Source organism: Plantactinospora sp. CNZ320, assembly GCF_002846275.1.
In genome coordinates, this window is record NZ_PJMP01000001.1 from 5,232,932 (window position 1) to 5,259,544 (window position 26,613).

Annotated in this window: 28 protein-coding genes and 1 pseudogene; 8 read left to right on the top strand and 21 right to left on the bottom strand. The window is 69.8% G+C overall.

Annotated features, from left to right (window positions below; translation table 11 throughout):
- Window positions 1-49: 49 nt before the first annotated feature.
- From CLT71_RS23320 to CLT71_RS23340, 4 genes are all read right to left on the bottom strand, one after another.
- On the bottom strand, window positions 50-1,372 hold the full coding sequence (locus CLT71_RS23320; protein ID WP_486483404.1) for an AI-2E family transporter: 1,323 nt from the start codon (window positions 1,370-1,372) through the stop codon (window positions 50-52).
- Between the two features lie 321 nt (window positions 1,373-1,693).
- The gene (locus CLT71_RS23325) at window positions 1,694-2,056 is read right to left on the bottom strand and encodes an STAS domain-containing protein (RefSeq protein ID WP_158242285.1); all 363 of its coding nucleotides are present in this window, start codon (window positions 2,054-2,056) and stop codon (window positions 1,694-1,696) included.
- A gap of 856 nt (window positions 2,057-2,912) precedes the next feature.
- Complete coding sequence (locus CLT71_RS38170; RefSeq protein ID WP_486483719.1) at window positions 2,913-3,503, bottom strand: DUF5994 family protein; 591 nt, start codon at window positions 3,501-3,503, stop codon at window positions 2,913-2,915.
- A gap of 200 nt (window positions 3,504-3,703) precedes the next feature.
- The gene (locus tag CLT71_RS23340) at window positions 3,704-4,735 is read right to left on the bottom strand and encodes an acyl-CoA desaturase (protein WP_101368982.1); all 1,032 of its coding nucleotides are present in this window, start codon (window positions 4,733-4,735) and stop codon (window positions 3,704-3,706) included.
- Between the two features lie 109 nt (window positions 4,736-4,844).
- Between CLT71_RS23340 and CLT71_RS23345 the strand changes: the two genes are divergently transcribed.
- Window positions 4,845-6,152, top strand: coding sequence for a sensor histidine kinase (locus CLT71_RS23345; RefSeq protein WP_486483405.1), 1,308 nt, complete (start codon window positions 4,845-4,847; stop codon window positions 6,150-6,152).
- Complete coding sequence (locus tag CLT71_RS23350) at window positions 6,104-6,739, top strand: response regulator transcription factor (RefSeq protein ID WP_101371717.1); 636 nt, start codon at window positions 6,104-6,106, stop codon at window positions 6,737-6,739. The genes CLT71_RS23345 and CLT71_RS23350 overlap by 49 nt, the downstream gene beginning before the upstream one ends.
- 240 nt (window positions 6,740-6,979) lie before the next feature.
- Here CLT71_RS23350 and CLT71_RS36605 read toward each other — a convergent pair whose 3' ends face one another.
- From CLT71_RS36605 to CLT71_RS37525, 7 genes are all read right to left on the bottom strand, one after another.
- A complete protein-coding gene (locus CLT71_RS36605) occupies window positions 6,980-7,222 on the bottom strand; it encodes a hypothetical protein (protein ID WP_143743570.1) in 243 nt (80 codons plus the stop codon).
- 227 nt (window positions 7,223-7,449) lie between these two features.
- Complete coding sequence (locus tag CLT71_RS23355; protein ID WP_486483406.1) at window positions 7,450-8,631, bottom strand: low temperature requirement protein A; 1,182 nt, start codon at window positions 8,629-8,631, stop codon at window positions 7,450-7,452.
- A 324-nt stretch (window positions 8,632-8,955) separates the two neighbouring features.
- Window positions 8,956-10,437, bottom strand: coding sequence for a glycoside hydrolase family 130 protein (locus tag CLT71_RS23360; protein ID WP_101368984.1), 1,482 nt, complete (start codon window positions 10,435-10,437; stop codon window positions 8,956-8,958).
- A 79-nt stretch (window positions 10,438-10,516) separates the two neighbouring features.
- Window positions 10,517-11,542 (bottom strand): glycosyltransferase, encoded by a 1,026-nt coding sequence (locus CLT71_RS23365; protein ID WP_101368985.1) that lies wholly within the window; start codon window positions 11,540-11,542, stop codon window positions 10,517-10,519.
- Window positions 11,539-12,729, bottom strand: coding sequence for a glycosyltransferase (locus CLT71_RS23370; RefSeq protein ID WP_101368986.1), 1,191 nt, complete (start codon window positions 12,727-12,729; stop codon window positions 11,539-11,541). The genes CLT71_RS23365 and CLT71_RS23370 overlap by 4 nt, the downstream gene beginning before the upstream one ends.
- Window positions 12,730-12,954: 225 nt before the next feature.
- Window positions 12,955-13,956, bottom strand: coding sequence for a glycosyltransferase family 4 protein (locus tag CLT71_RS23375; protein WP_101368987.1), 1,002 nt, complete (start codon window positions 13,954-13,956; stop codon window positions 12,955-12,957).
- Window positions 13,953-14,123, bottom strand: coding sequence for a hypothetical protein (locus tag CLT71_RS37525; RefSeq protein ID WP_199187690.1), 171 nt, complete (start codon window positions 14,121-14,123; stop codon window positions 13,953-13,955). The genes CLT71_RS23375 and CLT71_RS37525 overlap by 4 nt, the downstream gene beginning before the upstream one ends.
- Before the next feature lie 538 nt (window positions 14,124-14,661).
- Between CLT71_RS37525 and CLT71_RS23385 the strand changes: the two genes are divergently transcribed.
- A complete protein-coding gene (locus CLT71_RS23385) occupies window positions 14,662-15,039 on the top strand; it encodes a LapA family protein (RefSeq protein ID WP_101368989.1) in 378 nt (125 codons plus the stop codon).
- A gap of 98 nt (window positions 15,040-15,137) precedes the next feature.
- On the top strand, window positions 15,138-15,809 hold the full coding sequence (locus tag CLT71_RS23390; protein WP_101368990.1) for a BON domain-containing protein: 672 nt from the start codon (window positions 15,138-15,140) through the stop codon (window positions 15,807-15,809).
- 148 nt (window positions 15,810-15,957) lie between these two features.
- Here CLT71_RS23390 and CLT71_RS23395 read toward each other — a convergent pair.
- The 3 genes and pseudogenes from CLT71_RS23395 to CLT71_RS23405 form a co-directional block, all read right to left on the bottom strand.
- A pseudogene (locus CLT71_RS23395) lies at window positions 15,958-16,173 on the bottom strand (TCP-1/cpn60 chaperonin family protein); the annotation flags it as partial.
- A 240-nt stretch (window positions 16,174-16,413) separates the two neighbouring features.
- Window positions 16,414-16,893 (bottom strand): DUF5994 family protein, encoded by a 480-nt coding sequence (locus CLT71_RS23400; protein WP_101368992.1) that lies wholly within the window; start codon window positions 16,891-16,893, stop codon window positions 16,414-16,416.
- Between the two features lie 228 nt (window positions 16,894-17,121).
- A complete protein-coding gene (locus tag CLT71_RS23405; RefSeq protein ID WP_158242286.1) occupies window positions 17,122-17,475 on the bottom strand; it encodes a lipopolysaccharide assembly protein LapA domain-containing protein in 354 nt (117 codons plus the stop codon).
- A 230-nt stretch (window positions 17,476-17,705) separates the two neighbouring features.
- Between CLT71_RS23405 and CLT71_RS23410 the strand changes: the two genes are divergently transcribed.
- Window positions 17,706-18,050, top strand: coding sequence for a hypothetical protein (locus tag CLT71_RS23410; RefSeq protein ID WP_143743572.1), 345 nt, complete (start codon window positions 17,706-17,708; stop codon window positions 18,048-18,050).
- A gap of 422 nt (window positions 18,051-18,472) precedes the next feature.
- On the opposite strand, the gene CLT71_RS23415 is transcribed toward CLT71_RS23410, so the two are convergent.
- From CLT71_RS23415 to CLT71_RS23435, 5 genes are all read right to left on the bottom strand, one after another.
- On the bottom strand, window positions 18,473-20,050 hold the full coding sequence (locus CLT71_RS23415) for an AMP-binding protein (RefSeq protein WP_486483407.1): 1,578 nt from the start codon (window positions 20,048-20,050) through the stop codon (window positions 18,473-18,475).
- The gene (locus tag CLT71_RS23420; protein ID WP_101368995.1) at window positions 20,047-21,234 is read right to left on the bottom strand and encodes an acyl-CoA dehydrogenase family protein; all 1,188 of its coding nucleotides are present in this window, start codon (window positions 21,232-21,234) and stop codon (window positions 20,047-20,049) included. Before CLT71_RS23420 ends, CLT71_RS23415 begins: the two co-directional genes overlap by 4 nt.
- Window positions 21,231-21,497, bottom strand: a complete 267-nt coding sequence (locus tag CLT71_RS23425; RefSeq protein ID WP_101368996.1) for a phosphopantetheine-binding protein — start codon at window positions 21,495-21,497, stop codon at window positions 21,231-21,233. The genes CLT71_RS23420 and CLT71_RS23425 overlap by 4 nt, the downstream gene beginning before the upstream one ends.
- A complete protein-coding gene (locus CLT71_RS37100) occupies window positions 21,490-21,651 on the bottom strand; it encodes a hypothetical protein (RefSeq protein WP_158242287.1) in 162 nt (53 codons plus the stop codon). The genes CLT71_RS23425 and CLT71_RS37100 overlap by 8 nt, the downstream gene beginning before the upstream one ends.
- A 173-nt stretch (window positions 21,652-21,824) precedes the next feature.
- Window positions 21,825-22,088, bottom strand: a complete 264-nt coding sequence (locus tag CLT71_RS23435; RefSeq protein WP_101368998.1) for a hypothetical protein — start codon at window positions 22,086-22,088, stop codon at window positions 21,825-21,827.
- Window positions 22,089-22,262: 174 nt separating this feature from the next.
- Here CLT71_RS23435 and CLT71_RS23440 point away from each other — a divergent pair, with 174 nt between their 5' ends.
- The gene (locus tag CLT71_RS23440; RefSeq protein WP_101368999.1) at window positions 22,263-23,558 is read left to right on the top strand and encodes a condensation domain-containing protein; all 1,296 of its coding nucleotides are present in this window, start codon (window positions 22,263-22,265) and stop codon (window positions 23,556-23,558) included.
- An 81-nt stretch (window positions 23,559-23,639) separates the two neighbouring features.
- Here the strand turns inward: CLT71_RS23440 and CLT71_RS23445 are convergent, their stop codons facing one another.
- The gene (locus tag CLT71_RS23445) at window positions 23,640-24,839 is read right to left on the bottom strand and encodes a PEP/pyruvate-binding domain-containing protein (protein WP_101369000.1); all 1,200 of its coding nucleotides are present in this window, start codon (window positions 24,837-24,839) and stop codon (window positions 23,640-23,642) included.
- A 101-nt stretch (window positions 24,840-24,940) separates the two neighbouring features.
- On the opposite strand from CLT71_RS23445, the gene CLT71_RS23450 reads away from it, so the two are divergent.
- Both CLT71_RS23450 and CLT71_RS23455 read left to right on the top strand, forming a co-directional pair.
- On the top strand, window positions 24,941-25,585 hold the full coding sequence (locus CLT71_RS23450) for a transcriptional regulator (protein ID WP_101371720.1): 645 nt from the start codon (window positions 24,941-24,943) through the stop codon (window positions 25,583-25,585).
- Window positions 25,586-25,594: 9 nt separating this feature from the next.
- Window positions 25,595-26,197 carry a histidine phosphatase family protein gene (locus CLT71_RS23455; protein ID WP_101369001.1) on the top strand — a complete coding sequence of 201 codons (603 nt, stop codon included), beginning with the start codon at window positions 25,595-25,597 and terminating at the stop codon, window positions 26,195-26,197.
- A gap of 82 nt (window positions 26,198-26,279) precedes the next feature.
- On the opposite strand, the gene CLT71_RS37530 is transcribed toward CLT71_RS23455, so the two are convergent.
- Entirely contained in the window at window positions 26,280-26,582 is a 303-nt protein-coding gene (locus tag CLT71_RS37530) for a hypothetical protein (RefSeq protein ID WP_199187691.1), read from the bottom strand.
- Window positions 26,583-26,613 lie beyond the last annotated feature (31 nt).

A 26,613-nucleotide genomic window follows, 5' to 3' on the forward strand; every position in this document is an offset into this window, starting at 1 on the left:
TGGGGACGCGCGCCCGAGGTGCTGTGGTATCCGGTGGTGTCCTGAGGAGTCATGTGCCGGTTGCGGCACCGTCGGCCGGCGTTCCCGGATCGGGGTTGACGGAGGTCGCCATCGGTGGCGGGGTTTCCTGCTCGATACGGGTCTCGCTCTGGTGCGCGGTCTGCTCGGCTTCGGCCTGCTCGTCGTCGGTGGCTCGGGTGCCGGGCGGTTCACGGTCGGGGGTGGGCTCGCCCTGCGGGTGTGCGCTCAGGTAGCGCACGGCGGTGTTGGCCACGGCCAGCAGCGGTACGGCCACGAGCGCGCCGACGATGCCGGCGACGACGAGGCCGGTGGCGATCGCGAGGATGACGGCGAGTGGGTGCAGGGCCACGGCGCGGCCCATGATGAGCGGCTGCAGCACGTGGCCTTCCAGTTGTTGCACGCCGATGACGACACCGAGCACGATGAGCGCGGTGACCGGGCCCTGGGTGACCAGCGCGACCAGGATGGCGACCGTGCCGGACAGGGTGGCGCCGATGACCGGGATGAAGGCGCCCAGGAACACCAGCGCGGCCAGTGGCAGCGCGAGAGGGACACGCAGCACGGCCAGTCCGATGCCGATGCCGACGGCGTCGACGAACGCCACCAGCACCGTGGCGCGTACGTACGAGCCGAGGGTGTGCCAGGAGTAGTGACCGGCCCGAGCCACCGGGATGCGGGCCCGGTGCGGCAGCAGGCGGCAGACGAACCGCCAGATCTGAGCGCCGTCGCGCAGGAAGAAGAACAGGGTGAACAGCACGAGGAAGAACCCGGCAACGACCTCGCCGACCGTCGTGGCGGTGCTCAACGCGCCGGAGGTGATCGCGCCCTGGTTCTCGGATATCTGCTGCTGTAGCCCTTCGAACCATCCGGTGAGCTGGGCCTGGGAGATGTGCAGCGGGCCGCGCGCGAGCCAGGTCTGTACTTCGTTCACGCCGTCGCGGACCTGGGTCGACAGGTCGTCGAGCTGGGAGATGACCGTACCGACGATCAGCCCGAGGCCGCCGGACACGGCCGCCAGCCCACCGACGAGCACCGCGCTGGCGGCCAGGGACCGGTTGATTCCCCGGTTGCGCAGCACTCGGACGGCTGGCTCGAACAGGGCGGCGAGCAGCAGCGCCACCGCCACCGGGATGACCACGATATGCAGGATCGCAATCACTCTGATCAGTAGGTAGGCGACGGCGACGAACAGAATCAGCCGCCACGCCCACGCCCCGGCGATGCGCACGCCGCGGGGGATACCGTCGTCCACGGTCGGTGTCGGCCCGGCGACCACCGGCTCGGTGGTATACCCCAATACGCTGTCGCCCCGGAACGGCGGCAGCGAGCCGCCTCGCCGGGCGGTCGTCAACCGGGTACGCGCCCGCTCGCGTACAGACCCGATCCAGCTCATGGCCGCTCCCTTCCGATCGTTCCCGCGCGGCTGAGAAGTACCCACCACGGGACCGGTCGTCACCACGTCACGTCCCGGCCCGTCGAGCCTGCCGCCGCGTTGCTCGCGGACACGCGCGAAGACAGGGGAGGGCCCAGGACCGCGGCGCCCGGGACAGGTACCGGGCGTGGGTGGCCCGCGTAACCACGATCGTGCAGGTCATCCTCGTCCTACACCACGGGGAGAACCCGATCTACTCAGTTGAAGAGCGCTCAGTGATCCGGCCCGTGGAAGCGTCCGTCAGGCGGCAGCCACCACGCCGGGTGGCTCCGCCGCGGCCGCAGGGGCGGGCCTCGTCCGGGGCGGATATTCCGATCTTGCGGGAAGGCGCTGCGGCTGCTCGGTGGGTGCGGTGAAGATCCCGAGCAGCCCGGTTACCTCCAAGACGCGGCGGACGCAGGGTTGCGGGTAAATGATCCGAACCTGGCATCCAGTCTCGCCAGCGGCGTTGCGCACGCCGATGAGCGCGCTGATGCCGGCGCAGTCCAGGAAGGTAACTCCGGCGAGGTCCACGATGAGAACCGCGGGACTCTGATCACGCAACAGGGTGAGCAGGTTGTCGCGGAGTACCGGGGCGGTTGCCAGGTCGATCTCTCCGGCCACGCCGAGTCGGGCCGTCGCTGGCGACGGGCAACTTGTGTCGATGGGTAGCTGCGCGAGGGGGTTCAGAGGCGAAGAATTGGGAGCCATTGTGTTCCTCCAGCCCAACTGAAGACAGAAATCGCTTGAAGGGCGGGCGAGGGCTGGGCCCGGGGGACGGGAAGCAACACCCCTGTCGGATACAGTGGCCGTTGCAGGCTCGACAAGCTGCGCACGTCCGTGCCGCGCGGCTACCTGAAGGCTACCCGCAAAGTTCCCCTCCGGAGCCGACCGGGTTCCGCCAAATCAACCGCCGCCGGCTACTGTTCCGAGTCAGCGACACCGGCCCGGCCATCGGCCGGGGGTGGCCCAGGTGGATCCGCCCGCCTCAAACGTCTCCGGATGCCGAAGGCTACGGCTGGTCGAACAGTTCGGCGGCGGATTGTTGGTCGACAGCCACCCCCGCGGAGGGACGGCCTCGGTCACCGTACCTGTTCCCACATCTTCCGGCCGCGAAGGTGGACGGTGACGACACGGATCAGACCTGGAGCGGCCGATGCAGCGCGAGTGAGGTGGACGTCGATGTCGCCCAGCTCACCTTCATCGACTCCCGTGTGATCAGTACCCCTGACTGTCACTCATCGGGCCGCCACCGAGGCTGGACACCGGCTGGTCTTCGTCAGTCCCACCGGGGCGTGTCCGGCGGGCCCTGACGCTGACCAGCGTGCTGCCCGCCCTCGCTGGCGCAGAGGCCTAACCCGCCCTGCCGTCATGGGCTACTGCGGCCCTGTGCGTTGATCACGGCGGTCGGCCCTGCCGAGCCGGCTATGCACATCACGACGGTCACCTGTCTCCACGGAGCGGTGACGACGGCTGCGACTCAGCCCGATGGCGCGGGCTGTTCGCTGGTTGCCGGTGGTGGGGTCGGTTCGGCTGCGGTGGTCATCGCCTGCTCCGCGGCCGCAGCTGTGCTGTCCGGTGGTACGACGAGCAGGTCGAGTTGGTCTTCGCGGTCGGTGGTGGTGATTAACAAGGCGGTGTCCAGCGAGTCGAACCAGCCCACCCGGACCACGTTCGTGCCGACTGCGAGTCGGCGGAAGCGGCTGTCCCAGGCGTCTTTGTTGAGTATCACGCTCCGGATCCGTCCGTAGCGGCTGGACAGGGCCAGGAGAAGCCCGGGGAGTTCGGCCACCGGGTCCCGGGAGCGGGGCCACCATCCGCCGTCCAGGATGGCCCGGCTGGCTCGGACGGGGCGAGTACCAGTCGAGGTCGCGAGGGCGGTGACGACGGGATCATGGTGGCCCGTTGCGTGGCGGTAAGCATGGTTGGCCGCCCTGTGTGAGGGGTGTGGCGCCGGTGTTTGGGCTTCCGACCTGGTGTAGGTGGCGCAGGATCTGCCGGTACGAGACGAACGGTCGGGCCTCGGCGTAGCTGACGCCGTGCCCGCCGTAATGGGAAGCAGCGTCGTCAGCCGTCCGTATCAAAAGGACGTACCCACCAACCCCGTCACGACAATCCCCAGTCGCCGGCCTTCGACGCCGCAGATCAGATGCGTCCTCCACGGTGCCGAGCCGTACGACGACCTGGCCGAGCCAGTCGCAGCGGAAAAGGCTGATCAAGCTGGGTGCTGGCCGGTGCGCCATGGACGGTCGGTGCTCTGGCGAGGCTGGCTCAGCGTGCCGCGTGTTCGGCGCGGGCCGGTGCGGCCACTTGGTGCAGGTATTGCAGGGCTTGGCGGTAGGAGGTGATGAGGCTGGTCTGTTCGTAGGCGACGCCGATCTCGGCGCAGTACGCCTGCACGATCGGCTGGGCCTTGCGCAGGCTGGGGGTCGGCATGCCGGGGAAGAGGTGGTGCTCGATTTGGTAGTTCAGGCCGCCCAGTGCCGTGTCGGTCAGCCAGCTGCCGCGGACGTTGCGGGAGGTCAGTACCTGTTTGCGGAGGTAGTCCTCGGCACCGGTCGGGTGCGGCATGCCCTTGTGGTTGGGTGCGAATGTCATGCCGAGGTATACGCCGAACAGCGCTTGGTGTACCAGCAGGAAGGTGATGGCCTGCAGCGGCGAGAGAACGATCAGCAGTGCCGCGAGGTAGCCGACGGCGTGCAGGATCAGCAGCGTGGTTTCCAGGCCTGGGCGCTTCACGGTGCCGTTGCGCAACGCCTTGATGCTGGACACCTTCAGGTCGGCGGCGAGCAGGGTGAGGAGCGGGAAGAACAGGGCGGCCTGATGCCGGGTGATGAAGCCTTTCAGCCCGCGCCGGCCGAGGGCCGACTTCGTGGCCCAGATGAGCACCTCGGGCGCGACGTCCGGGTCGAGGTCGTCATGGTTGGGATTGTTGTGGTGACGGGTGTGCTTCTCCATCCACCAGCCGTAACTCATCCCGACCCCGAGGTTTCCGGCCAGCCGTCCGGCGAATTCACTGGGGCGTTTGGTGCGGAATACCTGGCGATGCGCCAGATCATGCGCCACGAGCGCGACCTGGGTGAACGTGACGGCGAGGAACGCGGCCGTCACCAACTGCCACCAGGATGAGCCGATGGTGAAGAAGGCGGTCCAACCGCCGATGAGCATGAGCGTGACGACGGTCAGTCGGACGATGTAGTAGGCGGGCCGGCGCTGCATCAGTCCTTCGCCGTTGATCCGCCGGGACAGGACGGCGAAGTCGCTGCCGGTCGTTGTCCGTGACGGCGTCATGGTAATCGTCATGTCTCTATCAAAGCCGCTCGATGCCTGCGTCGTCAGGAGCGCTACGTCCTCCGTCAGGGAGGTGCTAGCACCACGATTGAGCCGTGAGTCGGCGGGCACATTATGACCTGTGAACGCGGCCGGGACGGGCGAGGAGTTGGGCCGGTGGGCCCGGCGCGGTGTGCGCTCCGTGCTGTCCGGCATGGCCGGGATCGGTCTGGCGTTCACCAACGTGCCGCTGCTCGCCGTGTCCGTGGTCGTGTTGGCCCTGGCGCCGGTGCCGTTCCTCGGTCTGGCGCTGGTGCCCTGGACGATGACGCTGGTCCGGATGCGTGCCGATCTCGAGCGCAGACGTGCCTCACGGACCGGTGTCCTTGTGACACGTCCGTACCACCCGCCCCCGAAGGGGGCCTTGGCCGGTGGCTGGCAGCGCTTCCGGTGGATCGTGACGGACCCGGCCACCTGGCGCGATCTTGCCTGGCTCGTGCCCGGCGCGATCGTCGGGTTCGCGCTCGGGACGATCCGTGTGGTCGTGCCGTTGTACGGGCTCGCGGGTCTGACGCTGACGCCGTTGTGGATCTGGCTCGGCACCGGCTGGTACGGCTACGGCGCCATCTGGACCATCGACACGTTCAGCGACGGGCTGCTCTGCCTGCCGCAAGGCGCCGTCATCCTCGCCAGCGGCCTGTGGGCCGCGCCGTGGCTGGGCCGCGTCGACGCGTACTTCGCCCGACTCTTCCTTGCACCGACCAGGGCCGCCGAACTCCGGCTGCGCGTCACCCAGCTGACGGAGACGCGTGCTGACACCGTGGATGCCCAGGCGGCGGAGCTGCGCCGCATCGAACGAGACCTGCACGACGGCGTCCAGGCACGCCTCGTCTCGCTGGGTATGATGATCGGTCTGGCCGACGAATTGATCGACCGGAACCCGGCGGCGGCTCACGAACTGCTCGCCGAAGCGCGTGAGTCCAGCGGCACGGCACTCGTCGAGCTGCGGCACCTGGTCCGCGGCATTCACCCGCCGGTGCTCGCCGAACGCGGCCTAGACGGCGCGGTCCGCGCGTTGGCGCTCAGCCTCCCGGTACCGATTACAGTCGATGCCGCCCTTTCGGGCCGGCCCGACACACCCGTGGAGTCCGCGGCGTACTTCGCCGTCGCCGAAACGCTGACCAACATGATCCGGCACAGTCGCGCGCGCACCGCATCGGTGTCGTTACGGCATACCGACGGGGTGCTGACGATGGTCGTCACGGACGACGGCGCAGGAGGTGCGGACCCCGTCGCCGGCACCGGTCTGCGCGGCATCGAACGTCGCCTCGCCGCGTTCGATGGCACGATGGCGCTGTCGAGTCCGCCCGGAGGGCCGACCGTCATCACCATGGAGGTGCCGTGCGCGTTGTCATCGCCGAGGACCATGCCCTCCTCCGTGACGGACTGACCCGGCTCCTACAGGCCTTCGATTTCGACGTCGTCGCAGCGGTCGACAGCGGCCCGGACCTGCTGCCGGCCCTGATCACACACCATCCACAAGTGGCGGTTATCGATGTCCGTCTCCCCCCGACATTCACCGACGAAGGTCTGCAAGCCGCGATCGCGGCCCGCGCCCAGATCCCCGGCCTGCCGATCCTCATGCTCTCCCAACACGTCGAGCCGCTCTACGCCCGCGAACTGCTCACCACCCCGCACGGCGGTGTCGGCTACCTGCTCAAGGATCGCGTGTCGAACGTCGGCGAGTTCGTCGACGCCGTCCGCCGGGTCGCCGACGGCGGCACCGCCATGGACCCCGAAGTGGTGTCGCAACTGCTCGCCCGTCGGCAGCCACTCGCGGTGCTCACCGCCCGAGAACGCGAAGTGCTCGGCGTGATGGCCGAGGGCCGCTCCAACGCCGCGATCGCGGCCAAACTCCGGATCACCGAGAAAGCCGTGAGCAAGCACATCAACAACATCCTCACCAAACTAAACATGCCGCCCTCCGACGACGACAACCGCCGGGTCCTCGCCGTCCTCGCATACCTCAACCCCTGAAGGCAAGGGAGCGGACACCAGACACTTCACGCTCCGGCTCGCTGCCGTCGCCGGTCTGGCGGGGCAGGTGGTGGCGCCGCCGTGTCCACGGCCGGCTCAGCGGTGATGATCATCGTGATCAGTGTCCGCACAGTCGTGGCGGCGGAGGGTGAGGAACGCTTCGAGGATGTCGTCGCGGATCTCCCAGCGGATGCGTAGCCGTCGGAACCAGTGCGGTAGAGCGAGGGTCCCATCGACGGCTCAGCGGCGGGTGCCGAGGCCGGAGCCGGGCGGGGTACCACGCCGGGCGGTGACCCGGACGATGCTCTGACCCGCAGCGGGCGGCCGGTAGGTGTCGAAGCCGTAGCCGCGGTCGGCCTGCAGCGTGTCGGGGCGTTGTCGAGGCCGGCCGCGGATGCCGTTGCCCGGTGGGATCGCCTCGACCAGGGGAGCTGGGTGACGTCGTGGCGGTTGCCGCTGGTCAGGCTCGCGGCGAGCGGGCATGCCGCCAGCGTCGGTGATGACGTGGTGGTTCGAGCCTGGCTTGCGGCGGTCGACCGGGCTCGGTCCGGTTCAGGCCGCCTTCGAGCGCCTGGATGTGGGCGTCGTCGATCACCCCGAAGTATGTCCGGTTGGCCGGCGGCCCGCAGTTCGCGCAGGAGCACTGCGTACTGTCGTTGCCACACGGCGGCGTCGTTCCAGTCCCGCAACGTACGCCAGCAGGCCATTCCTTAGAGAGCGGGGGATGGCGCTTCGGGTGGGCGACCGTGGGCGCGAAGGAGGTCTGTGGCGGCGATCCCTGCCAGGACGAGGTTACCGACGATGGCGACTCCCAGCGGTGGTACGTGCATCATCGCGGGTACGGCCACAGCGAGCACGAGCAGCGCGATCAGTCGGGACGGGGATATCCGGTTGAATACCTCGTACTCGAATCGGGCCCGGCCGGCCAGGAACAACGCGGGACCGCCGAGAACGATGCCGACCAGCCCGAAGGTGGTGTCTCCGGTGGGGTGCCGGATGACGGTTTCGGCTCCGGCGGCGGAGGCGACCACGCCGGCCACCATGAGCAGGTGGGTGTAGGGGGCCGACCGCATGAGCCGTCCCGGGTCACGGGAAGATTCGATTGCGGCCTGGAGCAGTGCTCCGGCGCGTTGGACGTAGATCTGCCACAGCAGCACGGTGGTGGCGAACGCGACCACGAAAGCGGCGGTCCGGTCGACCGCGAACCCGGAGCCGGCGTACGTGAGGGTGGTGACCAGAATGAGGTCGCCGAGGGCGAGGGTGAAGAACTGCTGGTACCGCTCGGCCAGGTGCTCGGCCGCGATCCTGTACTGCGACCTGGGGACCCGACCGAGCCAGGGCGTGGGGTAGCGGAGCCAGGCCGCTCCGTAGTCCAGGGCGAGCGCGACCGTCCACAGCGCGCCACGCGCGGTGCCTGTCACGATGGCGCCGAACAGCCACGGCACGGCCGAGACGGAGAACCAGAACAGAAACCGCGCGGCGTGCCGACGTGCCTGCCGGCCCCGCAGCGCGGGGGTCAGGAAGAGGCTGCGACCGAGGTGGATGGCCACGTACGCGCCCGCGAAGACCAACCCGTCACCGCTGAAGGCCGCGGGCAGCGCGGCGACCATCAGCATGGTGCCGAACATGACCGAGATGGTCATCAGGAAGATCGGTGGCCGCTGGGACAGGTAGAGGTCGGTGGACAGGGCGGTGATCGACCAGACCCACCAGATCGCCAGCAGTAGTAGCAGGGTCTGGAGGACGCCGGCCCAGGTCATGTCGGTGGCGAGCTTCTGCGAGGTCAGGGCGAGCGCGGCGACGAACACCAGATCGAGGAACAGTTCCAACAGGGTCGCTCGTTGCGGCCCCTCGACTCGGCGCGCCAACCCGATCGCCCGGTCGGTCGTCACGGGATACCTGGTCCGGTTGACGGTCGGAGTAGCGTCGACACGCATCGACGTCGGTCGTCAACCGCCCGCACACCCTCAGACGACATCATAAGCTGCCAGGACGCCTCCTTCGATCCCAGCGTAGGCACGATGTCACCGTGGGAGACCCACCTACGACAGGTAGGAGGTTTCGTGTCTTGGGCCAGCCCCGGCAGCGATGATCCAGGCCGGTTGCCTCGCCGGCATCGGAAGGCAGGTGTCACCGACGCGGGGTGCTGGACCCGAGTATCGGGTTCGAGCGGGCCGGCCACCGAGGCGATGCCGGAACCTCTGTCCCGCGCCGATCTACCGCGCGGGTACGTCGTCCATCGCCTCCATCAGGGCGGTGAGGGAGACGACGCCGAACCGGACCCGGGCATCGTTGGCCCCGTACGGCAGCCACAGGGTGCCGGCGTGCAGCAGACCGCCACACGAGTAGACGACGTTGGGCACGTATCCGTCGCGTTCGGTGTCGTCGGGGGCGAGGAGTACGCCGGGTAGTTCGGCGAGGACGCGGTCGGGCCGGTGCAGGTCGAGCAGGAGGGCGCCGATGGCGTAGCGGCGCATCGGGCCGACTCCGTGGGTGAGTACCAGCCAGCCGGCTTCGGTCTCGATGGGTGATCCGCAGTTGCCGACCTGGATGAGTTCCCAGCCGCGGTGCGGAGCGTGCAACGGCACCGGAGGCTGCCACCGGTTGGCTCGGTCGAGGCGGGTCAGGCCGATGGTTTCGCCGTCGGAGCGGCACAGCGCGAGGTGGTGGCCGCCGATCGGGCGGGGGAACAGTGCGATGCCCTTGTTGCGGGACGCCGGCCCGCGCATCGGGGTCACCTGGAAGTGGCGAAGATCGTCGCTGCTGAGCATGCGGGCGGCGACGCGTCGGCCGTCGTAGGCGGTGTAGGTGGCGTGGTAGGCCGATTCGCCGTCGTCGCCGGTGATTCTGACGAAGCGGGCGTCCTCCATGCCGTTGCTCTCGGCGGGCGCGGCAGGCCAGAGGATCCGTCGCTGGAGCGGGACGTCGGTGGGGAAGGTCACGGCGTAGCTGGCCGAGGCGGTACGGCGCAGTTGCTCGAGGGTGCGCTGGCTCGTGGTGCGGGTGAGCAGGTCGGTGGGAAGGCTGGTCAGCACCTGTTCGAAGGTGTGGTCGTCGAACCGTTCGGGCAGGCGTCCCAGCACGGTGGCGGAGACTTCGTTGTCCCAGCCTTCCTCTGCTAGTCCGGCGGCGAGCAGGTCCCTGCGGTGACGGGCGCTGACGCGGCGGCCGGTGACCAGCGGGCCCGACCGGTCGGTGACGGTGAGCCGGTGCCCGGGTCCGAGTATGGCGGCAGCGAAACCGATCGACGACAGGTGTCCCTCGCCGATCTGCCGCAGGCTGACCGCGACACGTAACTGGTCGGGGCCCAGGCCGGTCTGATCCGGATGCGGCACCATGGACGGGTTGCACAGGGCGGCGGCTTCCACGGCGTACTCGTGGCTGAAGTATGCGCCGACGAGCAGGCGGGCCGTGGGTGACAGTTCGCTGGTCCGGGGAATCCGGTGGTGGACCAGGTCGTGGTGGTGCCGGAAGGTGCCTTCCAGATCGTGGTGCCGGCCGCCGAAGCGTTGCAGGGTCTGCTGGAGCAGGCGGGCGGCTTCGTCGTCGTCGAGGCGGGCGATGCGCTCGATGATCGCGGAGGCGCGAGTGCGTACCAGGGCCGCGTCCTCGCCGGGGACGAATAGTTTGACGACGACCCGTGCCGGGTCGGGGTTGAGGGTGAGGTCCAGCCTGGTGGCCAGGTCCGGCCCGGTCATGTCGACTCGCGCCGGCGGTCCGGGCCGGGAGCTGCCGACCGGGTCGATGGTGGGTTCGGTGGGTCGACGGATGCCTCGGTCATGACCACCGCCGGCCGTGCTGGAGGGTGGAGATGAGCGCGAGGGTCGACTCCGCGCCCTGGTTGAGGTTGGGGCCATCCGGGGTGAGGCCGTCGTAACCGCCGCCGGTCGCCGGGTCCCACATGGCCGTGCCGCCGTCGTTGGCGCCGAGGAACCAGGCGACGGCCTGGCCCACCCCGGTTCCCCAGACGGAGTTGCCCGTGACGGCGGCGGCGGTGACGCATGCGTCTGCGAGCGCGGCGACCTCGATCGGCTGCTGGTCGTGCCGGGCTCGTGGGGCATGGCGCTGCCAGCCGGCGACGGGGATGACCGACAGCACACCACCGGCGTACTGGATGTCGCGCAGCCAGGTCAGCATCCGCAGCCCGGCGGCGAGCAGCCTGGTGTCGCCGCGCAGGTCGGCGGCGGCGATGACCACCTCCGCGAGCGCGGCGCTGGCGTAGGTCAACCGCTGCTGCGGCCACGGCCAGTCCGGGTCGGTGCCCGGAACGCCGACGGCGACGGCGGCGTCGACCAGCAGGTCGGCCGCGACCCGGTTGTCCGGCTGTCCGTGCAGCACCTCGGCGGCACCGAGGCCGGCGAAGGCCATCGCGTGCGGCGCGGGCGATCGCCGACCGGCACTGAGCGTGAAGGCGACGAGGGCCTCGTCGCGGATCCACGGGGCTCGGCTGCGCGCGGCGGCGGTGCCCAACCCCCACACCGCCCGCCCCCACCAGTCGCCGAGACCGGGCTCGTCGGTCCAGCGTCGATCGTGACCGAGCCGGTTGTGGAAGGCACCGCTGTCGTCCTGGGCGTGGGTGAGGAAGGTCAGGTAGCACTCGGCGAGTTGCAGCACCCTGTCGGGCGAATCGGGCTCGCGGCTGGTGACGACCAATCCACGGGCGACGTCGTCGGTGCAGTAGCCGTGCTCGCGGCGCACGGTGGCATTACGGGCATGTTCGAACAGGCCGGTGTCGTCAGTCAGCCGGGCCAGGTGCGCGAAACTGGGCGCGGGCACGGGCACGCGGGACGCGGGTGCGGTCATGCCGGTGCGGTGGTTACGGCAGGTGAGCCACCGGTGTGGACTCTGTCGGTGAGGAGCCGCTCGGCGAGAGCGTGGTACCGGGCCGCCACCGCAGGCCATCGGAGTGTCGAACTCCTGGTGCGGGTGCGGTCGGCGAGCCTGGCGGCCAGACCGGGTTCGGTCAGGATCCGCCGGATGGCGGCGGCCAGTGCCGCCGGATCCTGGTGGGGCACGAGCAGGCCGGGGCCGTCGGTGAGCATCTCGACGGCGTGCGGGAAGGGCGTCGCGACGACGGGGATGCCGGCGGCGACCGCCGCGACGAGCACGCCGGAGGTGACCTGTTCGCGAGAGTCGTAGGGCAGCACGACAGCGTCGGCGGAGCGGATCAGCCGGCCCAGTGCGGTCTCATCGTGGTAGACCGGCTGGTAGTCGACGGCGTGGGAGACGCCCAGGATCGCACCCAAGCGGTGCAGCTCCGCCCGGTACGCCTCACCGTCCTGCTCGAGCACCTTCGGGTGCGTCCGGCCCGCGACGGTGTAGCTGGGCATCGGGCGGAGGTCGCGCAGGCGGGTGAGGGCCCGTAACGCCCATTCGATTCCCTTACCGGGGCCGAGCAGTCCCCAGGTGAGCAGGTGGGGGCGCTCACGCGGTTCGATAGCCGGGGCGGCGAGTTCGGCCGCGCCGTGCGGGATCACCGTAACCTTGCCCGGGTCGACGGTGTAGCCGACGAGCAACCGGTCGCGGGCGGTGTCGGTCATGGTGACGACCGCGCTGGCCGCCTCCACCAGCTGCTCCAGTACCGCCTTCTGCCCGGCGGTCGGATGTGCGAGCACGGTGTGCAGGACCACGATGCTCGGTACCGTGAGCCGGCGCAGCAGCGGCAGGACATCCGCGCCGTCGGGTCCGGGGTAGATGCCGTACTCGTGTTGGACGACGGCGATGTCGTAGCGGTCGAGGGCCGCGGCGGCGTCCCGCCAACCGGCGACTGTCCGCGTCGACCAGTCATGCACGACCTCGGGGCCGACCGGTCCCGCGTGCCCGGTGGTCTGCGCCGCCGGACCGGCGGGGTCCTCGCCAGCGTCGACGATGCGGACAACGCCGTCCGGCGGTCCGTCGGCGGCGAGATGAGCGGCCAGGGCCGCGTTGAAGGTGGCCAGTCCGCACTGGGTCGGTGGATGGGTGCTGAGAAAACCGTAGCTGCGGGCCATCTGCCGCGCCTTTCGGTTGTCGGCCGCTGCCGCGTGAGCGGTTACGGACCTCACGCGATAGTGGCGTCTACCCGGTCAGCGTGTGTGACGGGCGGGACGGGTCCGCGGGGAGCCACCGCCTCTACGCGGGGTCTGGCCGATCGCGGACCTACGCCGGACCCTCGAAAAGCCATCGGCGGGTCGACACTATCAGTATCGGCCCGTCAGCGGACGGTACCGATCCGGTCAGCGGACGACGTCGCGGTACACGCGCAGGTAGTCGGCCACCATGCGCTCGGCGTCGAACCGCTGCCGGGCACGGGTCCGGCAGCCGAGCCGGTCGATCGTCGCGACCCGGGCGACGGCCGCGACGGCCTGTTCGACGGTACGCACCAGGAAACCCGTCACACCCTCGTCGACGACCTCCGGCATCGCTCCGCGCCGGTACGCCACCACCGGTGTGCCGCACGCCATCGACTCCACCACCGACAGGCCGAACGGCTCGTCGAAGGCGATCGGGTGCAGCAGCGCCGCACTGGCGCCGAGGAGTTCGCCGCGGCGACGTGGACCGACCGGGCCGTGGAAGACGACGCGCTCGCCGTCGATATGTGGGGCCACCTCTTCGGCGAAGTACCGCTCGTCCTGGACTATCCCGCAGATGGCCAGCGGCCGGCCGGCCCGCCGCGCGATCTCGATCGCGACGTGGGTGCCTTTGTCGGGGTGGATCCGGCCGAACGCGATCAGCCCGGGTCCGGCGTCGGGCGCGAACGGCAACCCGTCGAAGTCGATCCCGTGGTACACGGTGGCGACATAGTCGAGCGCGGCGACCCGGTCGGCGTCGGAGATGGACACATAGGCCGACCCGGCCCTCGCGTACGCGGGCAGGATCCCCGGATCCGAGAAACCGTGGATGGTGGTGACCAGCGGGGCGTGGCAGTGCTCGGCAAAGGCCAGCGGCAGCCAGTCGAGGTGGTTGTGCACCAGGTCGAACTCGGCGGACCGCGCCAGCGCATGCGCGACGTGCATCGCCTCCGCCACCCGCCCGTCCACGGCCGGATCGTCCGCGTACCCCCGCGGACACACCCCGTCCAGCCGGGCCGAGGTGACCGAGTCCAGCGTGGCGAACAGCGTCACATCCACACCCCGGGCGACCAGACCATCGGCGAGCAGGCCGGTCACCTGCTCCCACGGTCCGTAGTGGTGTGGAGGCGTGCGCCACGCCACCGGTCCCAGCAGGGCCACCCTCACCGCGATGCGCGATCGGCCAGGTCGGCGGGGTCGAGGCCGATCGGGAGCGCGCCCGCGTGACAGACGCCGTCGACCCGGTCCGGCGGCTCGCGGTCGATCCAGTCGGCCCTGACCTGGTGACCACGACCACGCAACAATTCGACGGCTATGTCGTTGTCGATCGCCATCCGCTTCTCCTCGCGTACGAATTCAGCCGGGTCAACCGCAGGTTCCGGTCCGATCGCGCCCGAACGATTGCCGACGGCACCCGCCCGCACGGCCTGACACCTGATCGTGGCGACCTTCGATGTCCGTCGGACGTTTCAGATCAGCCTTCCGGCCGGCCCCGAAGCGCCTGACGTGCTGGAGCGGGGCCGGAGTGGAGCGAACGAGTCAGCCCGGGTAAACCCGAACACTACGCCCCGCCGCGCTCGGATCGGCGGTTCGCGTTCACCCGAGGACGGCGGCGTGCCCGACACGCCCGGTACTCCCGCGCCGGCCGGACCGGCGAATCCACCAGCTCCGGCGCGACGACACCTCGCCCGGGCGCGCATCTCCGGGACGCTTCCGACGCAACCACTCGCCGGTCCATTCTCCGGCCGGCAACCAACTCCGACATTCCAGTCCTACCGGGAACCAGGCTCGGCCCTAGGCTTGCGACGTCTTGGACCCGGGCGCCTCAGGTCTTACGGACTCCGCGTACCCCCGTCGAGATGAGGTCCAGCAATGACACGATTTCTCAGCCCGGCGCGGTCCGTTCCCGAGCGGAACCGCCGCAGGACCAACGGCGAGTTCCGCTTGACGGAACCCACCCGCAGCATCAGTCTGTGGGCCGCGCTCGCCGCCTCCGCGATGATGCTGCTGTCGCTGATCGTCATCCTGCAAAACAGCCAACCGTCCGACGTACATTTCCTGGGGGCGCACGGACAGATCCCCATGGGCATCGCGCTGGTGATGGCCACGGCGTTCGGGGTGCTGCTGGTGGCCGTACCCGCACTCATCTACACCAGGATGCCGGCGACCCGTCGGCGAACCGCACCCCGGATACCACCGCGGTCAGACACTCAGGCAAGGAACAATGACACACGGAATAGGAGTGCATAGCATACTAAAAGTCCGCAGTTGAGAATCAAGCTCAAGATATATTTGAATATGCACCAAATGTGGTGGCATATTGGCGGCCAAAGGGTCAGGGTTGGCCCATGACACAGACCGCCCAGGTAAGTGACAAGGACCTGCAGACCAACGTCACCAACGAACTGACTTTCGATTCCAGCATCGACGCCGCGCATCTCGTGGTGCTGGCGAACGCCGGCGTGGTGACACTCTCCGGTGACGTGGGCACCCTGCCCGAGCGACACACGGCGAAACGGGCGGCCATGCGGGTGGCCGGTGTCCAGGCCGTCACCATCGACATCGTGGTCCGCGACCCGGGCGCGTTCGGCGCCAAGGACAGCGACATCGCCGAAGCGGCGAACCAGATGCTCGGCTGGGCGGTCGACGTACCCTCCGACGCCGTCACGGTCGAGGTCCGCAATCGTGTGGTCACCCTCTCCGGCACCGTCGCCCGCCACCACGAGCGGGAGGCCGCCGCACGGGCGGTCATGTATCTCAGGGGCGTCACCGCGGTCAGCAACACCATCAGGCTGATGGCGACCGGATCGGCTTCCGACGACCTGAAGACGGCGATCGGCTCGGCGATCCGGCGCAACGCCCAGCTCGACGCCGAGCAGGTCGAGGCGGACGTCAACGGCACCGAGGTAACGCTGCGGGGGGCCGTACGCTCGTGCGCCGAACGCCGTCAGGCCGAGAACGTGGCGTGGTCGGGCGCCGGCGTCACCAGCGTCAAGAACCAGCTCACCGTCACCGCCTGATCCCAGATCGACCCGGCCGTCCGGAGACGGCCGGGTCGATCTGCTTCATTCCTGTCCGGGTCGGTCAGTGCGACCGCAGCAGCGCTGGCCGGCCCGCTCGGTGCCAGACCCGAGGCCGCCGTTGACCGGCGCCCCGCCGTCCGGGCGGCTACGGCCTGTCGACGATGAGTACCTCGGTGCTCAGGAACAGCGCGGCGATCGACGCAGCGTTCTGTAATGCCGAACGGGTCACCTTGGCAGGTTCGACGATGCCTGCTTTGATCATGTCGACATACTCGCCTGTGGCGGCGTCGAGGCCCTGGCCGGGTGGGAGTGAGTTGACCCTCTCTGCCACCACCGCTCCCTCATGGCCGGCGTTGCTGGCGCGACCTGCGACAAACACATCGCGCACGCCCACAAAGGGCTCATCCCATGCGGTTGGCACTCACAAAGGGCGAGTGCTAACTACGGTCTAGCACTCGCCGCCCCGAGAGTGCAAGGACAACGTCCGCCTCAGGAACCTCGTCGTACGCCGCCGCCGTGTGGTGGCGCCGGGTGCGCGAGGTACCGAAAACCCCGCCCCACCGTGGGCTGCCCACACTGTCGACGGGACGCTGCCGCCGCCTTACCGCGCGTCCGACAAGACCCGGGGCGGCGTGAGACCCGGCTGACCGCCTTCGTCATCCCACACGGCTTCGGGAGCGCCATCGACCGCACGGGGAGTGGACGTGGCGACGGCGAGCAGGATGTGTTGGGGGTGCACCTGGTTGCTGGTGACGGCGGCGAGGACCATCGCCGCGTCGGCGGTGTCGCTCGCGGTCTCCGGCGGGACGATCAGCAGGTCGACGCGGTCACCGTTGTCGCACAGCGCGGTCAGTAGGCTGACGGGCTGGCTGTTGAAGTAGCCAAGCCGGAGGACCCGGCCCGCCACCCCCAGCCGGCGGGGGTGGGTGTCCCAGCCGTCGGCGGCGAGGACGAGCCTGGTGACGGGTCCGCGGAGTTTGTCGATGGCCAGGACGAGACCCGGCAGTTCCGCGACGGGGTCGGTCGAGCGAGGCCACCAACCGCCGTCCAGGAGGGTACGGCGGGAGCCGGTGGGTTCCATCCGCAGTCGTGGAGTCGACGGCGGCGTTGGCGGGATCGTCGTCGCGCGGCTGGCGGCAGTGGCGTGTGTCATGGAGAATTCCTTCCGCCCGTCGCCGCGTTTGGGATCCGGCGAGAGGCTGCGGTCAGGAGAATGGCAGGCCGAGGCGTCGAACTTGCCGGCGAAGTCGTGAACCGCGACCAGCGGGGTGAGCGACTGGCCATGGTTGACGTGGGTGTGGGGCGCGGCTCAGGGACGCTGGCGGCGGGACAGTCTGCGCAGTTGGGTGATGCGGGCGGCGCCGACCACCATGGTCAGGATCGCGGCGCCGACACCGGCGATCAGCAGGGCCAGGGCCAACGGCAGAGTGCCGTGCATCCACAGGAAGCTGACCTCGACGCTGCGGGTGTTCTGCATCATGAAGACGATGAGCACCACGCAGATGAGCGCGGCGGCGCAGATCCCGAACCAGGCGGCGCCGGTGCGGGTGTGTGGCACTCGGGTCGTCGTCGGCGACGTCAACGGTGGGGCCGAGGGCTTCGGCGATGCCGTGGTGGCAGACTCGATCGGCGTGCCGGGGGTGGTGCGGAGATGGTTGGACATGACATCCCCCTCTGGGGGGTGGGCCGGTATGGCGGGCACCTCAAGGCTGGGATGTCGTCGCTTCCGGAATGACCCCATCGTACACCTGTACGGGCCGGCATGCCGAGTTGCCTCGACCGAGGACCCGTCCGGGTGTCGCCTACACCGCGGCACCTACCCCGTGGGCCTGACCCGGTTTGACGGACATCCCAGCTCAGGGGGGCTGTGCGCTCCTCGGGAGGATGTTCATCATGGAAGGCATCGACCTACCCCAGTGGGTGGCCACCGTACCGGTGCTGCGTGAGTACGTCGCGGAGCAGATGCTCACGAGCGGGGCAGGCGAGCACCTCGACAGGTACGCCGGCGATCTGCCCCGGCTCGTGGCGGCCGACGGGCCGGCAGGGCCGGCCCTGCACCGGCTCGTCGCGGACACGCTGGTGCGGGCCAGCCCGCAGAACTGGGCCGGTGTCATCGACGGGCTGTTGCAGTTGGTCGCCCGCAACGAGTTCGACGCGGCGCAGTGCGGTGAGTATCTGGGGCGCTGGCACCAGGGCGACGACTCCCCGGCCGCCCGAATTGCTGGATGTCCTGAGTGAGATGGCGCGTACCGGTGCGTACGCCAGTGTCTGAGGGATCCTGGCCGGCGCCCTACCCGGTCTGCTTCCCGAGGGCCGGCGCCCACGCCGGCTCGCGGCGCTTTTGTCGCTGGCCGCCGACTGCGTCAGCCGATGTGGTGCGACAGGCACGCTCCCGGAGCTGGACGCCGTCGCCGACAGCAAGTCCGGCTCGCAGACGGTCAAACAGGCGCGGCGCCTGCGTCAGTGCCTGACCGAAACCTCCAGCCCACGCATGCCGTCATGAGCGCCTGCGCATCGGCCACCTATCCCGGTCCTCATCAGCCACCCCCAGCGGGACGAACGCGAGGGAGGTAACCGGGCCGGCAACTGGTCGCTTTCGCCAGCGTGGGGCGCCGCTGGTCCTGCCATCGACATAGGCGGCCCGGGCCGGATACGCCGCGTTAATCGGCCCTTGCGCGGTTGGCGGTCGCGTCCGGCGCTGCACCACGCACGCTGCCGAGAAGCTCGGCGGCGCGCGCCGTGAGCGCCTTGCGGTCGATCTTGCGATTCGCGTTCAGCGGAAACTCCTCGAGATACTCCACGCGATGCGGCACCAACGCCTGCGGCAGCATCTCGGCGACCTCGAGCGCGACGTCTGGGTACGGCCGCCGTTCCCCGAGGCAGTACACGACGAGTTCGCCGCCGACGGCCACGGCCACTGCGTCGATCATCCCGCCGACCCGGCGCATCGCCCACTCGATCTCCGCCAGTTCGACCCGGACACCGCGGATCTTCACCTGGCTGTCGGCCCGGCCGAGGAAGGCGAGTTCGCCGGTACCGTCGCCGATGAGCCGGACCAGATCACCCGTTCGGTACCAGCGTTCACCGTCGATGTCGATGAACCGGCCATCGTCGTCCGTCGGGTCGAGGTATCCCGGGAACATCTGGTCGCCGGTGACGCACAGCTCACCCGACTCCTCGATCCGGTACCGCAGCCCTGGGTGCAGACGGCCGATCGGGACCAGGTCGTTGACACACCTGCCCGGCGAGGTCGCCGGGTCCCACCGATGCGCGGTACAGGAGATCGTCAGCTCGGTCGGTCCGTAGAGGTTCTCGACCGTGGACCCTGGCGCGGCGGCCTGCCAGGCGGCGGCGTCCCGAGCGAGCAGGGGTTCTCCGCAGAACAGGCTCCAGCGTAGTGTCGGCAGGTCGTCGGCGGCCAACCCGCGTAGCCGACGGACCAGCGGGATGGTGCTCGGTGGCGAGAACCAGACGGTGATCCCGTTCGCTGCCATGAACTGGGGCAGTCTGGCCATCGACGTCGGCGGGACGAACACGACGCTGCCGCCCGAGCCCCAGCCCGCGAACAGGTCGAACATCGCGAGGTCGAAGGTGAGGTCGAAATTCTGCGAGAACACGTCCGTCGGTCCGAAGCGGTACCGGTCCCGCACGGTGCGCAGGTACGCGTCGACGTTGCGGTGCAGCACCGGCACACCCTTCGGCCGCCCGGTCGAGCCGGACGTGAAGAGGACGTACGCGACATCGTCCGGCCCCTGTGGGAGCGGCCTCGGCAGCGGCGTGCCGGTCGGCTCGCGGATCACGGGTACCTGGTGCAGGTCGGCGGCGAGGGATGGCAGGACGCGGGCGCCCTGCGGGTCCACGATGACCGCGTCCAGCCGCGCCGCAGCGATCATCTGGCGGGTACGGGGGACCGGAAAGTTGGGGTGTAGCGGTACGACGGCGGCTCCGGCGTAGAGCGCGGCGAGCACGCCCACGTACGCCTCCTCGGTGCGACCGGCGAGCAGTCCCACCCGGCGTACCCGGTCGGTGCCCGCGGCGGCCAGGACCGCGCCAGCGGTCTCCAGTGCCTGCTCGTGCAGTTGCTGGTATGTGAGTCGATGCGCGCCGACCCGGAGCGCCTCGGCGTCCGGGCGGATGCCGAGGCCGTGCAGGAACCAGTCGTGCAGTGCCCGTTGGCCGCCGTCCGGAGCGTCGACGTGGGGAGCTGGGGTGATACCGGCGGTCATCGGGGCGGTCACCGCAGCAGAGTGACCGTAGTGTCCATAAGGCACAGTGCGCCGTTGCCCACGAGCAGGCGATCGTTGGCGTAATTCAGGCTCGCCGACCGGAGGTCCCGGAATACCCGTTCCAGTGGTACCGGCGAGTCCCGCCGGTAGCCCATTCCCAGCCCGCCGAGTTGCACCATCCGGTCGACCGCCTGGAAGGTCAGCTCTGCGGCCAGCACCTTGAGCGAGTTCAGGTGCAGTTGCTTGTCGTTGCCACCCAGCGACCCGCCGGACTCACGGGTCGCCACCACCTCGGCCAGGGTGCCGTGCAGGTAGGCACTCACCGCTTCCAGGTCGAGCCTGATCCGGGCCAGCCGTTCCGCCACCAGTGGTGACCTGAGATCGATGGAGCCGGGGCGGTCCGGGGACCGCAGGATCTGGAGCAGCCCGGCGTAAGCCGCCCGCGCCCCACCCAGCCAGCAGGCCGCCCAGCCAAGGTAGCCGGCCGGCACCATGGATTCGACGGTGATCGCTCGGAAGCCGCCGGGTTCCCCGAGTAACTGGTCGGCGGGAACCCGGCCGGTGATCGAGAGCGCCAGACTGTGCGTTCCTCGCATGCCCAGCGGATCCCAGTTGCCCTGACGGGCGAGGGTGAGCTGGTCCCGGTCGGCGTAGACCAGGCTGACCTCGTTCGGCGTGGCGTCCGGCGACGTCCGCATCGTGATCAGGAAGCCGTCCGCGTGCTCACCGCCGGTCACGACCGGTGCCGCCCGGTCGATGTACTGGTCATCGTCCACGGGGACGATCGCGGCCACTGCCCCCAGTAGTTGTCCGCCCTTGCCGGCCTCGGTGGTGACCGAGGCGAGGTACACCTCGCCGGCGGCGACCCGGGGCAGCAGCCGGTCCCGCAGCGCCGGAGACGCGTAGTGCACCAGCACGTCGAGCTGCTGGCAGTGCATCGCCCAGATCATGGCGGTGGACAGGCACTCGGCGGCCAGGTCACCGGCGATCTCCACCAGGTCGGACAGGTCGCCGCCGAGCCCGCCGTACCGTTGCGGAACCAGCAGGCCCAGCAAACCGCTCCGGCGCAGGGCGGCCAGGTTCTCGGTCGGGAAGGCTGCGGCCATGTCGACCTCGCGGGCGTGCCGGCGCAGGACCGGCAGCACAGCCTCCAGCAGTTCAGCACGCCGAGCCGGCGCCAACGCGGGACTGCTCATCCAATCCTCCCGGATGCGGCACTCAGGCTGGAGACCGCGCGCCACAGATTGCCCGCCGTGGCGAAGGTCTCTGCGGTCAGCATCTCGTCGGGAAACTGGATGTCGTACTCGTCCTCGATGGCGATCATGACACCCACCATCTGCACCGAGTCGAGCCCGAGGTCGAGCAGCCTGGCGTCGGGCGTCAGCGACGCGTCCGGCGCGAGATACGGCAGGCTCTGCCGGATTGTCGACTCGAAGTTGTCGTCCCAGTGGTCAGTCACAATGTCCACCTTCGTCGTCGATTCGTGGCGGCCGGGCCAGCCCCGCGTAACCTGCGTCGGACGGCTGGTATTCGGCGATGATGACCGACCACGACTGCGGGCTCGAACCGAGCAGTAGCAGGCGGTCGCCCGGGTCGATCTGCGTTCGTTCCATCAGGGTGGCGAGGCTTATCAGAATGTCGGCGGAGAAGCACTGACCCAGGTCAGCGACCCACGGGCCAGAGGTCTGCTCCGGGGTGCACCTGCCACGTCTGGCGGGCCACAGGTTGCGCTGTCGCCGTGCCGGTGCAATACACCATCAGATCGGGCGGCGATCCGGCGAGGACGTCAAGCGCCGGCCGGACGGCCGCCACCGCGAGCTCCGGCACCGGCCGCAGGCCGCCGGCCGACTAGGTGGTGCCGGATGCCCTGCTCGTACAGACCCTCCAACTGGCCCCTGACCTCCGGGTCGGAGGTGTCGCCCATCGGAATCCGTTCGCCCGGAATGTAGGCCACGTGGGATGCATTGAGACCTGGGTCGAGCTTTCTGTTGACATCGTTGCGCACCATTCCCCCGTCGTTCGTCAACCGGATGCCGAGGGTGATCAGCACATGCGATCCGACTCATACGACATCGAGCTGCGTCCTTGTGAGGGCAAGGTAGTTGATACCTTCCGTCACGGCAAGGCGGACCACGTCCGGCGGGTGCGCCCAAGTCTTGATGTGCCGGGCGGGCGACCGGACTCTCTCGAGTGTCGTACGAGTCAGCGAAATAGGGGACATGCCATGGACTCACTGCCCGTCCAGGTCCGGTGCGGCTCCGGCCGGGAGGCGCCGATGAGCTGGGGTCAACTCACTCAGCAGGCCATCTACGACTTCGCCGGCGACGAGTCGCACCGACTGAGCCAACGTCGGTCGGTCGACATACCGCCGGGAGTGCCGCCACAACGGATAGCGGCGGCGGTGCGGAGCGTTCTGGAACGCCACGAGAGCCTACGTACCCTGTACTCGCCGGACCGGCGGCAGCGAGTGCAGGCAGAGGCCGAGCTGTTGGTGCCGGTCGCGTCGGCAGGCTCGGACGAGCAGGCGCAGCAAATCATCACCGACCTTTACCAGCGGCCATTCAGTTCAGTCGATCTGCCGGTGCGGTTCGGAGTGCTGAACCGGCCCGACGACTCGGCCACCCTCCTGATCGCCGTGTCACACCTCGCGGCCGACGCGTTCGCCGCGGACCGTCTCGCCGGTGAGCTGCGCCGGCTGTGTAAGGGCGACCACCCGGATGAGCTGCCACCGGTCGCTGGCCAGCCGGTGGACCGGACCGTCTTCGAGCAGTCTCCGGCGGGGCTGACGATGTCGAAGCGCAACATCAGCCGGTGGCTGCGGCTGAACGAAAGGGGGGTTTCCAGCACCCCGACGCCCACCCTGCCCGGCCTGAGTCCACGCTTCCAGATCGGTCGGCTGGTGTCCCCTCGGTTACGCCGTGCGTTGTCCACGGCGTCGGCGCAGCTGGGGCTTCCTCCGGCCGTCCTGCTGCTGGCCGGCATGAGCAGCGTGCTGGGCGATCTGTTCGGCATTGCGAAGGTGGCCATCCGGATCGCGTTCGGCAATCGGACCGATCCGCGGGACCACGGCATCGAGACGCTCATGCAATGGGGCCTGTCGGTCCTCGACGTACGCGCTCCGGCGGAGACGGTGGCACGCAGTGCGTTCCGCGAGACGATGCGCGCGTCGGCGACCGCCCGGTACGACATCTACGAACTGTTCGAGACGCTGTCTGGCCAGCGCCACGTGACGGATCACAGTTTCATGCCGCAGGCCTTTCTGAACTACTTCGACGGCGCGAACCCCGTGGCGCTGCCGGACAATGACCAGGTCGCCGTCCTGCCGGAGAGCACGTTCGACACCGGGCCCGGCCACGAGCGTGACAGTGCCGGACTGTACTTCGTGTTCGCCCTGCCGTCCCCGCAGGCAATGACGTTGCTCTACATGGTTGATTCGCGACTGCTGTCGCTCGCTGACCTGGAGGAATCCGCCCGGGCGCTTGAGCGGTGGGTGGTGAAGCTGACTGACGCCGGCCGCTGACGGCATCGAGGTATCTGCGCCACAGAGATCGATGAGGTGGTGACGCGGAAAGGGCCGAGCGAGCGTCGAACGACCCCCCGCTCAGGAACCGAGCGGCGCGACCCGGCCGGTGCTCCCGTCCACCCGTACCGGCACGCCGTCGCGTAGGGCCGTCATCGCGTCCGGGACCGCCAGGACGGCCGGGAGGCCCTGTTCGCGGGCGACGATCGCGGCGTGCGAGAGCAGCCCGCCGGTTTCGGTGACGACTGCGGCGGCGACGCCGAACAGCGGAGTCCAGGCTGGATCGGTGGTGCGGCACACGAGGACGTCACCGGGCCGTACCCGGCCGAAGTCGGCGGGGCCGCGCACCACCCGCGCCGGGCCGGTGGCACAACCGGGGCTTCCGGGCGTACCCGTGAGGGCGCTGCCCTGGTCGCCGCTGGCCGTGGCCTCGTCGCCGCTGGCCGTGGTCGCGGCCGGGAGGGCACTGGTCACCGGGCGCGCCTGGAGGATCCAGATCTCGCTGCCGGCGATGGCCCACTCGACGTCCTGCGGGCCGTCCAGCAGGTCGGCGATCCGCCGGCCGAGCCGTGCGAGTCCGGTGACCTGGTCGTCGGTGAGGCAGAAGCGGTCGCGGTCGGCCTGTTCCACGTCCCGGGTGACGGTGCGGTCGACCCGGGTCCTCTTCGTGCCGAGCGACCGGTGGGTGACCGTGTCGCCGGACACCACCCAGGAGTCCGGGGTGACGTGGCCGCCGACGACGCTCTCGCCCAGCCCCCAGGACGCTTCGAGTCGGATCTCGTCCCCGGTGAACATCACCCCGGCGACGTCGGCGTCGACCAGACGCTGCACCAGCACCGCGATCGACGGCGGCTGGGTGTCGTGCCGGTGGCGCCGGTACTGCACGGCGCGCTCGGACCACAGCGAGGCCCGACACCGGCGTACGGCGTCGACCACCTGGTCGGGGCCGCGTACGCCGAGGAACGTGTCGTGCTGGCCCGCGGCGGTGGCGTGGGCGGTGTCCTCACTGGTCGCGGAGGATCGCACGGCGACGGGACCGTCGCCTAACGACGGCAGCGCCCGGGCGAGCGCGTCGACCAGGTCGGCGGGAAGGTCGCCGGCCGCCCGCTGGTGGTCGTCGGCCGCGTGCTGCCATCGCTCGGCGGCGGCCGTGTGCTGGTAGGCGGTGGTCGGCACCACGAAGCCGGGTGGCACCGGTATCCCAGCCCGCAGCAGCCGGGCGAGCACGGCGGCCTTTCCGCCGGACGTCGCCGGTTGGGCGTCGGCGAGGTCGATCAACACCCGTGCATCGTAGCGAGCGGGGGATGCGGGATCTGTCGTGACTTGTGGCGATCGGGTGTGCCACGTTGACGCTCGGCGCCTGAGGCTGAATGCTCGCTGGCATGACGCATGCCTCCACGCCGGAGTTGTCCGTCCTGCACGCGGTGCGGGTGACCGGGATGGCCGACGATGCGGCGGTCGCCCGCCGGACCGGCATCGACCAGGAGACCGTCTCCGAACTTCTGGGCGACTTCGAGGCGTACGGGTGGGTGACGCACGTCGCGTTCGGCGAGACCAGCGGGTGGACGCTCACCGAACGTGGCCGTACCGAGGACACGCGCAGGCTCGGAGAGGAACTCGACCAGGCCGGCGCCCGGGACGTCGTCGAGCGGACGCACAAGGAGTTCGAGGTCCTCAACGGACGGGTGGTGCAGGCCTGTACCGACTGGCAGCTACGGCCCACCGAGGGCGACCGGCTGGCGTCCAACGACCACACCGACCCCCGGTGGGACGGCCGGGTGCTGGACGAGCTCACGGTGGTCGGAGCGGAGCTGACCCGGCTGATGGACGCGCTCACCGGCGTGCTGGCCCGTTTCGACGGCTACGCCGAGCGGTTCGACGCCGCGCTGCGCCGGGCGCGGGCGGGCGAGGGGCAGTGGGTGGCTGGGGTCGGCGTCGCGTCGTGCCACGGCGTCTGGATGGAGTTGCACGAGGATCTACTGTCGACGCTCGGAATGGCCCGTGGTGCCGAGCCGGGGAGCCGGTAGGTTCTTTCTGTGGCTACCCGACATCTCTATCTGGCGCGACACGGAGCGGCGGACGCGTTCGGCGAGCTGACCGAGGTGGGCTACCGACAGGCCGACCTGCTCGGCCAGCGGCTCGCCCGGTCGCCGATCGACGCGGTGTGGCACTCGATGCTGCCACGGGCCGCCGCGAGCGCGCGGGAGATCGCCAAGCACCTGCCGGACGTGCCGGTGGCCGAGGCGGCCGAACTCGTCGACCACGTGCCGTACGTGCCGGGCCCGGACGAGATGCCCCGCGCCTGGGCGGGCTTTTTCGACGGCTTCGACCGGGCCGAGGCCGAGGCCGGCAGGCGGACGGCGGACGCACTGGTGGCGCGCTTCGCCAGGGCGCCCGAGCGTACCGAGCCCGACTCGCACGAGCTGCTGGTCACGCACGCGTACCCGATCGCCTGGCTGGTGCGGCACGCGCTGGATGCGCCGCCCACCCGGTGGCTGGGCCTGGACTCCGCCAACACCGGGCTCACGATGATCGAGTACCGGACCGGCCTGTCGCCGACCCTGGTGATGTTCAACGATCAGAGCCACCTGACGGGCGACCTGCGCTGGACCGGGTTCCGGGCGGCCACCCGACCGTGAGGGCGCCGGCCGCCGGTGTGAGTTCTGTGCTGGCGGCTACCAGATTCGCGTCGAGCCGGGTCGGCGGGACGGGGGGCCTGGTTCAGCTGGTCAGGTCGCGTCGGTTGAACGCGGCGATGGCGACGATGACGAGCACGCCGACGGTCGAGCCGAGTATGCCGGGGTCGGCCCATTGGAAGCCGTTACGCAGCGGTTCGTTGCCGATGTAGTAGTGGAACGGGGAGACCTCGGTGCGGCGGAGCGGCTGCGTCTGCAGGTGTGGCCGGCCGCGCCGGAGCGCTCGGTGGTGGTGAAGCGCTGGCGGGCGTCGGCGTAGCGCGGAGCGCTGTTGGACGAGCGGGTCGAGTCCGGAGGTCGTTCGTCTGACCGGCTGCCCGTGAGTCACCGTCACATCCGCATCCCCTGCGCAGGCGTGC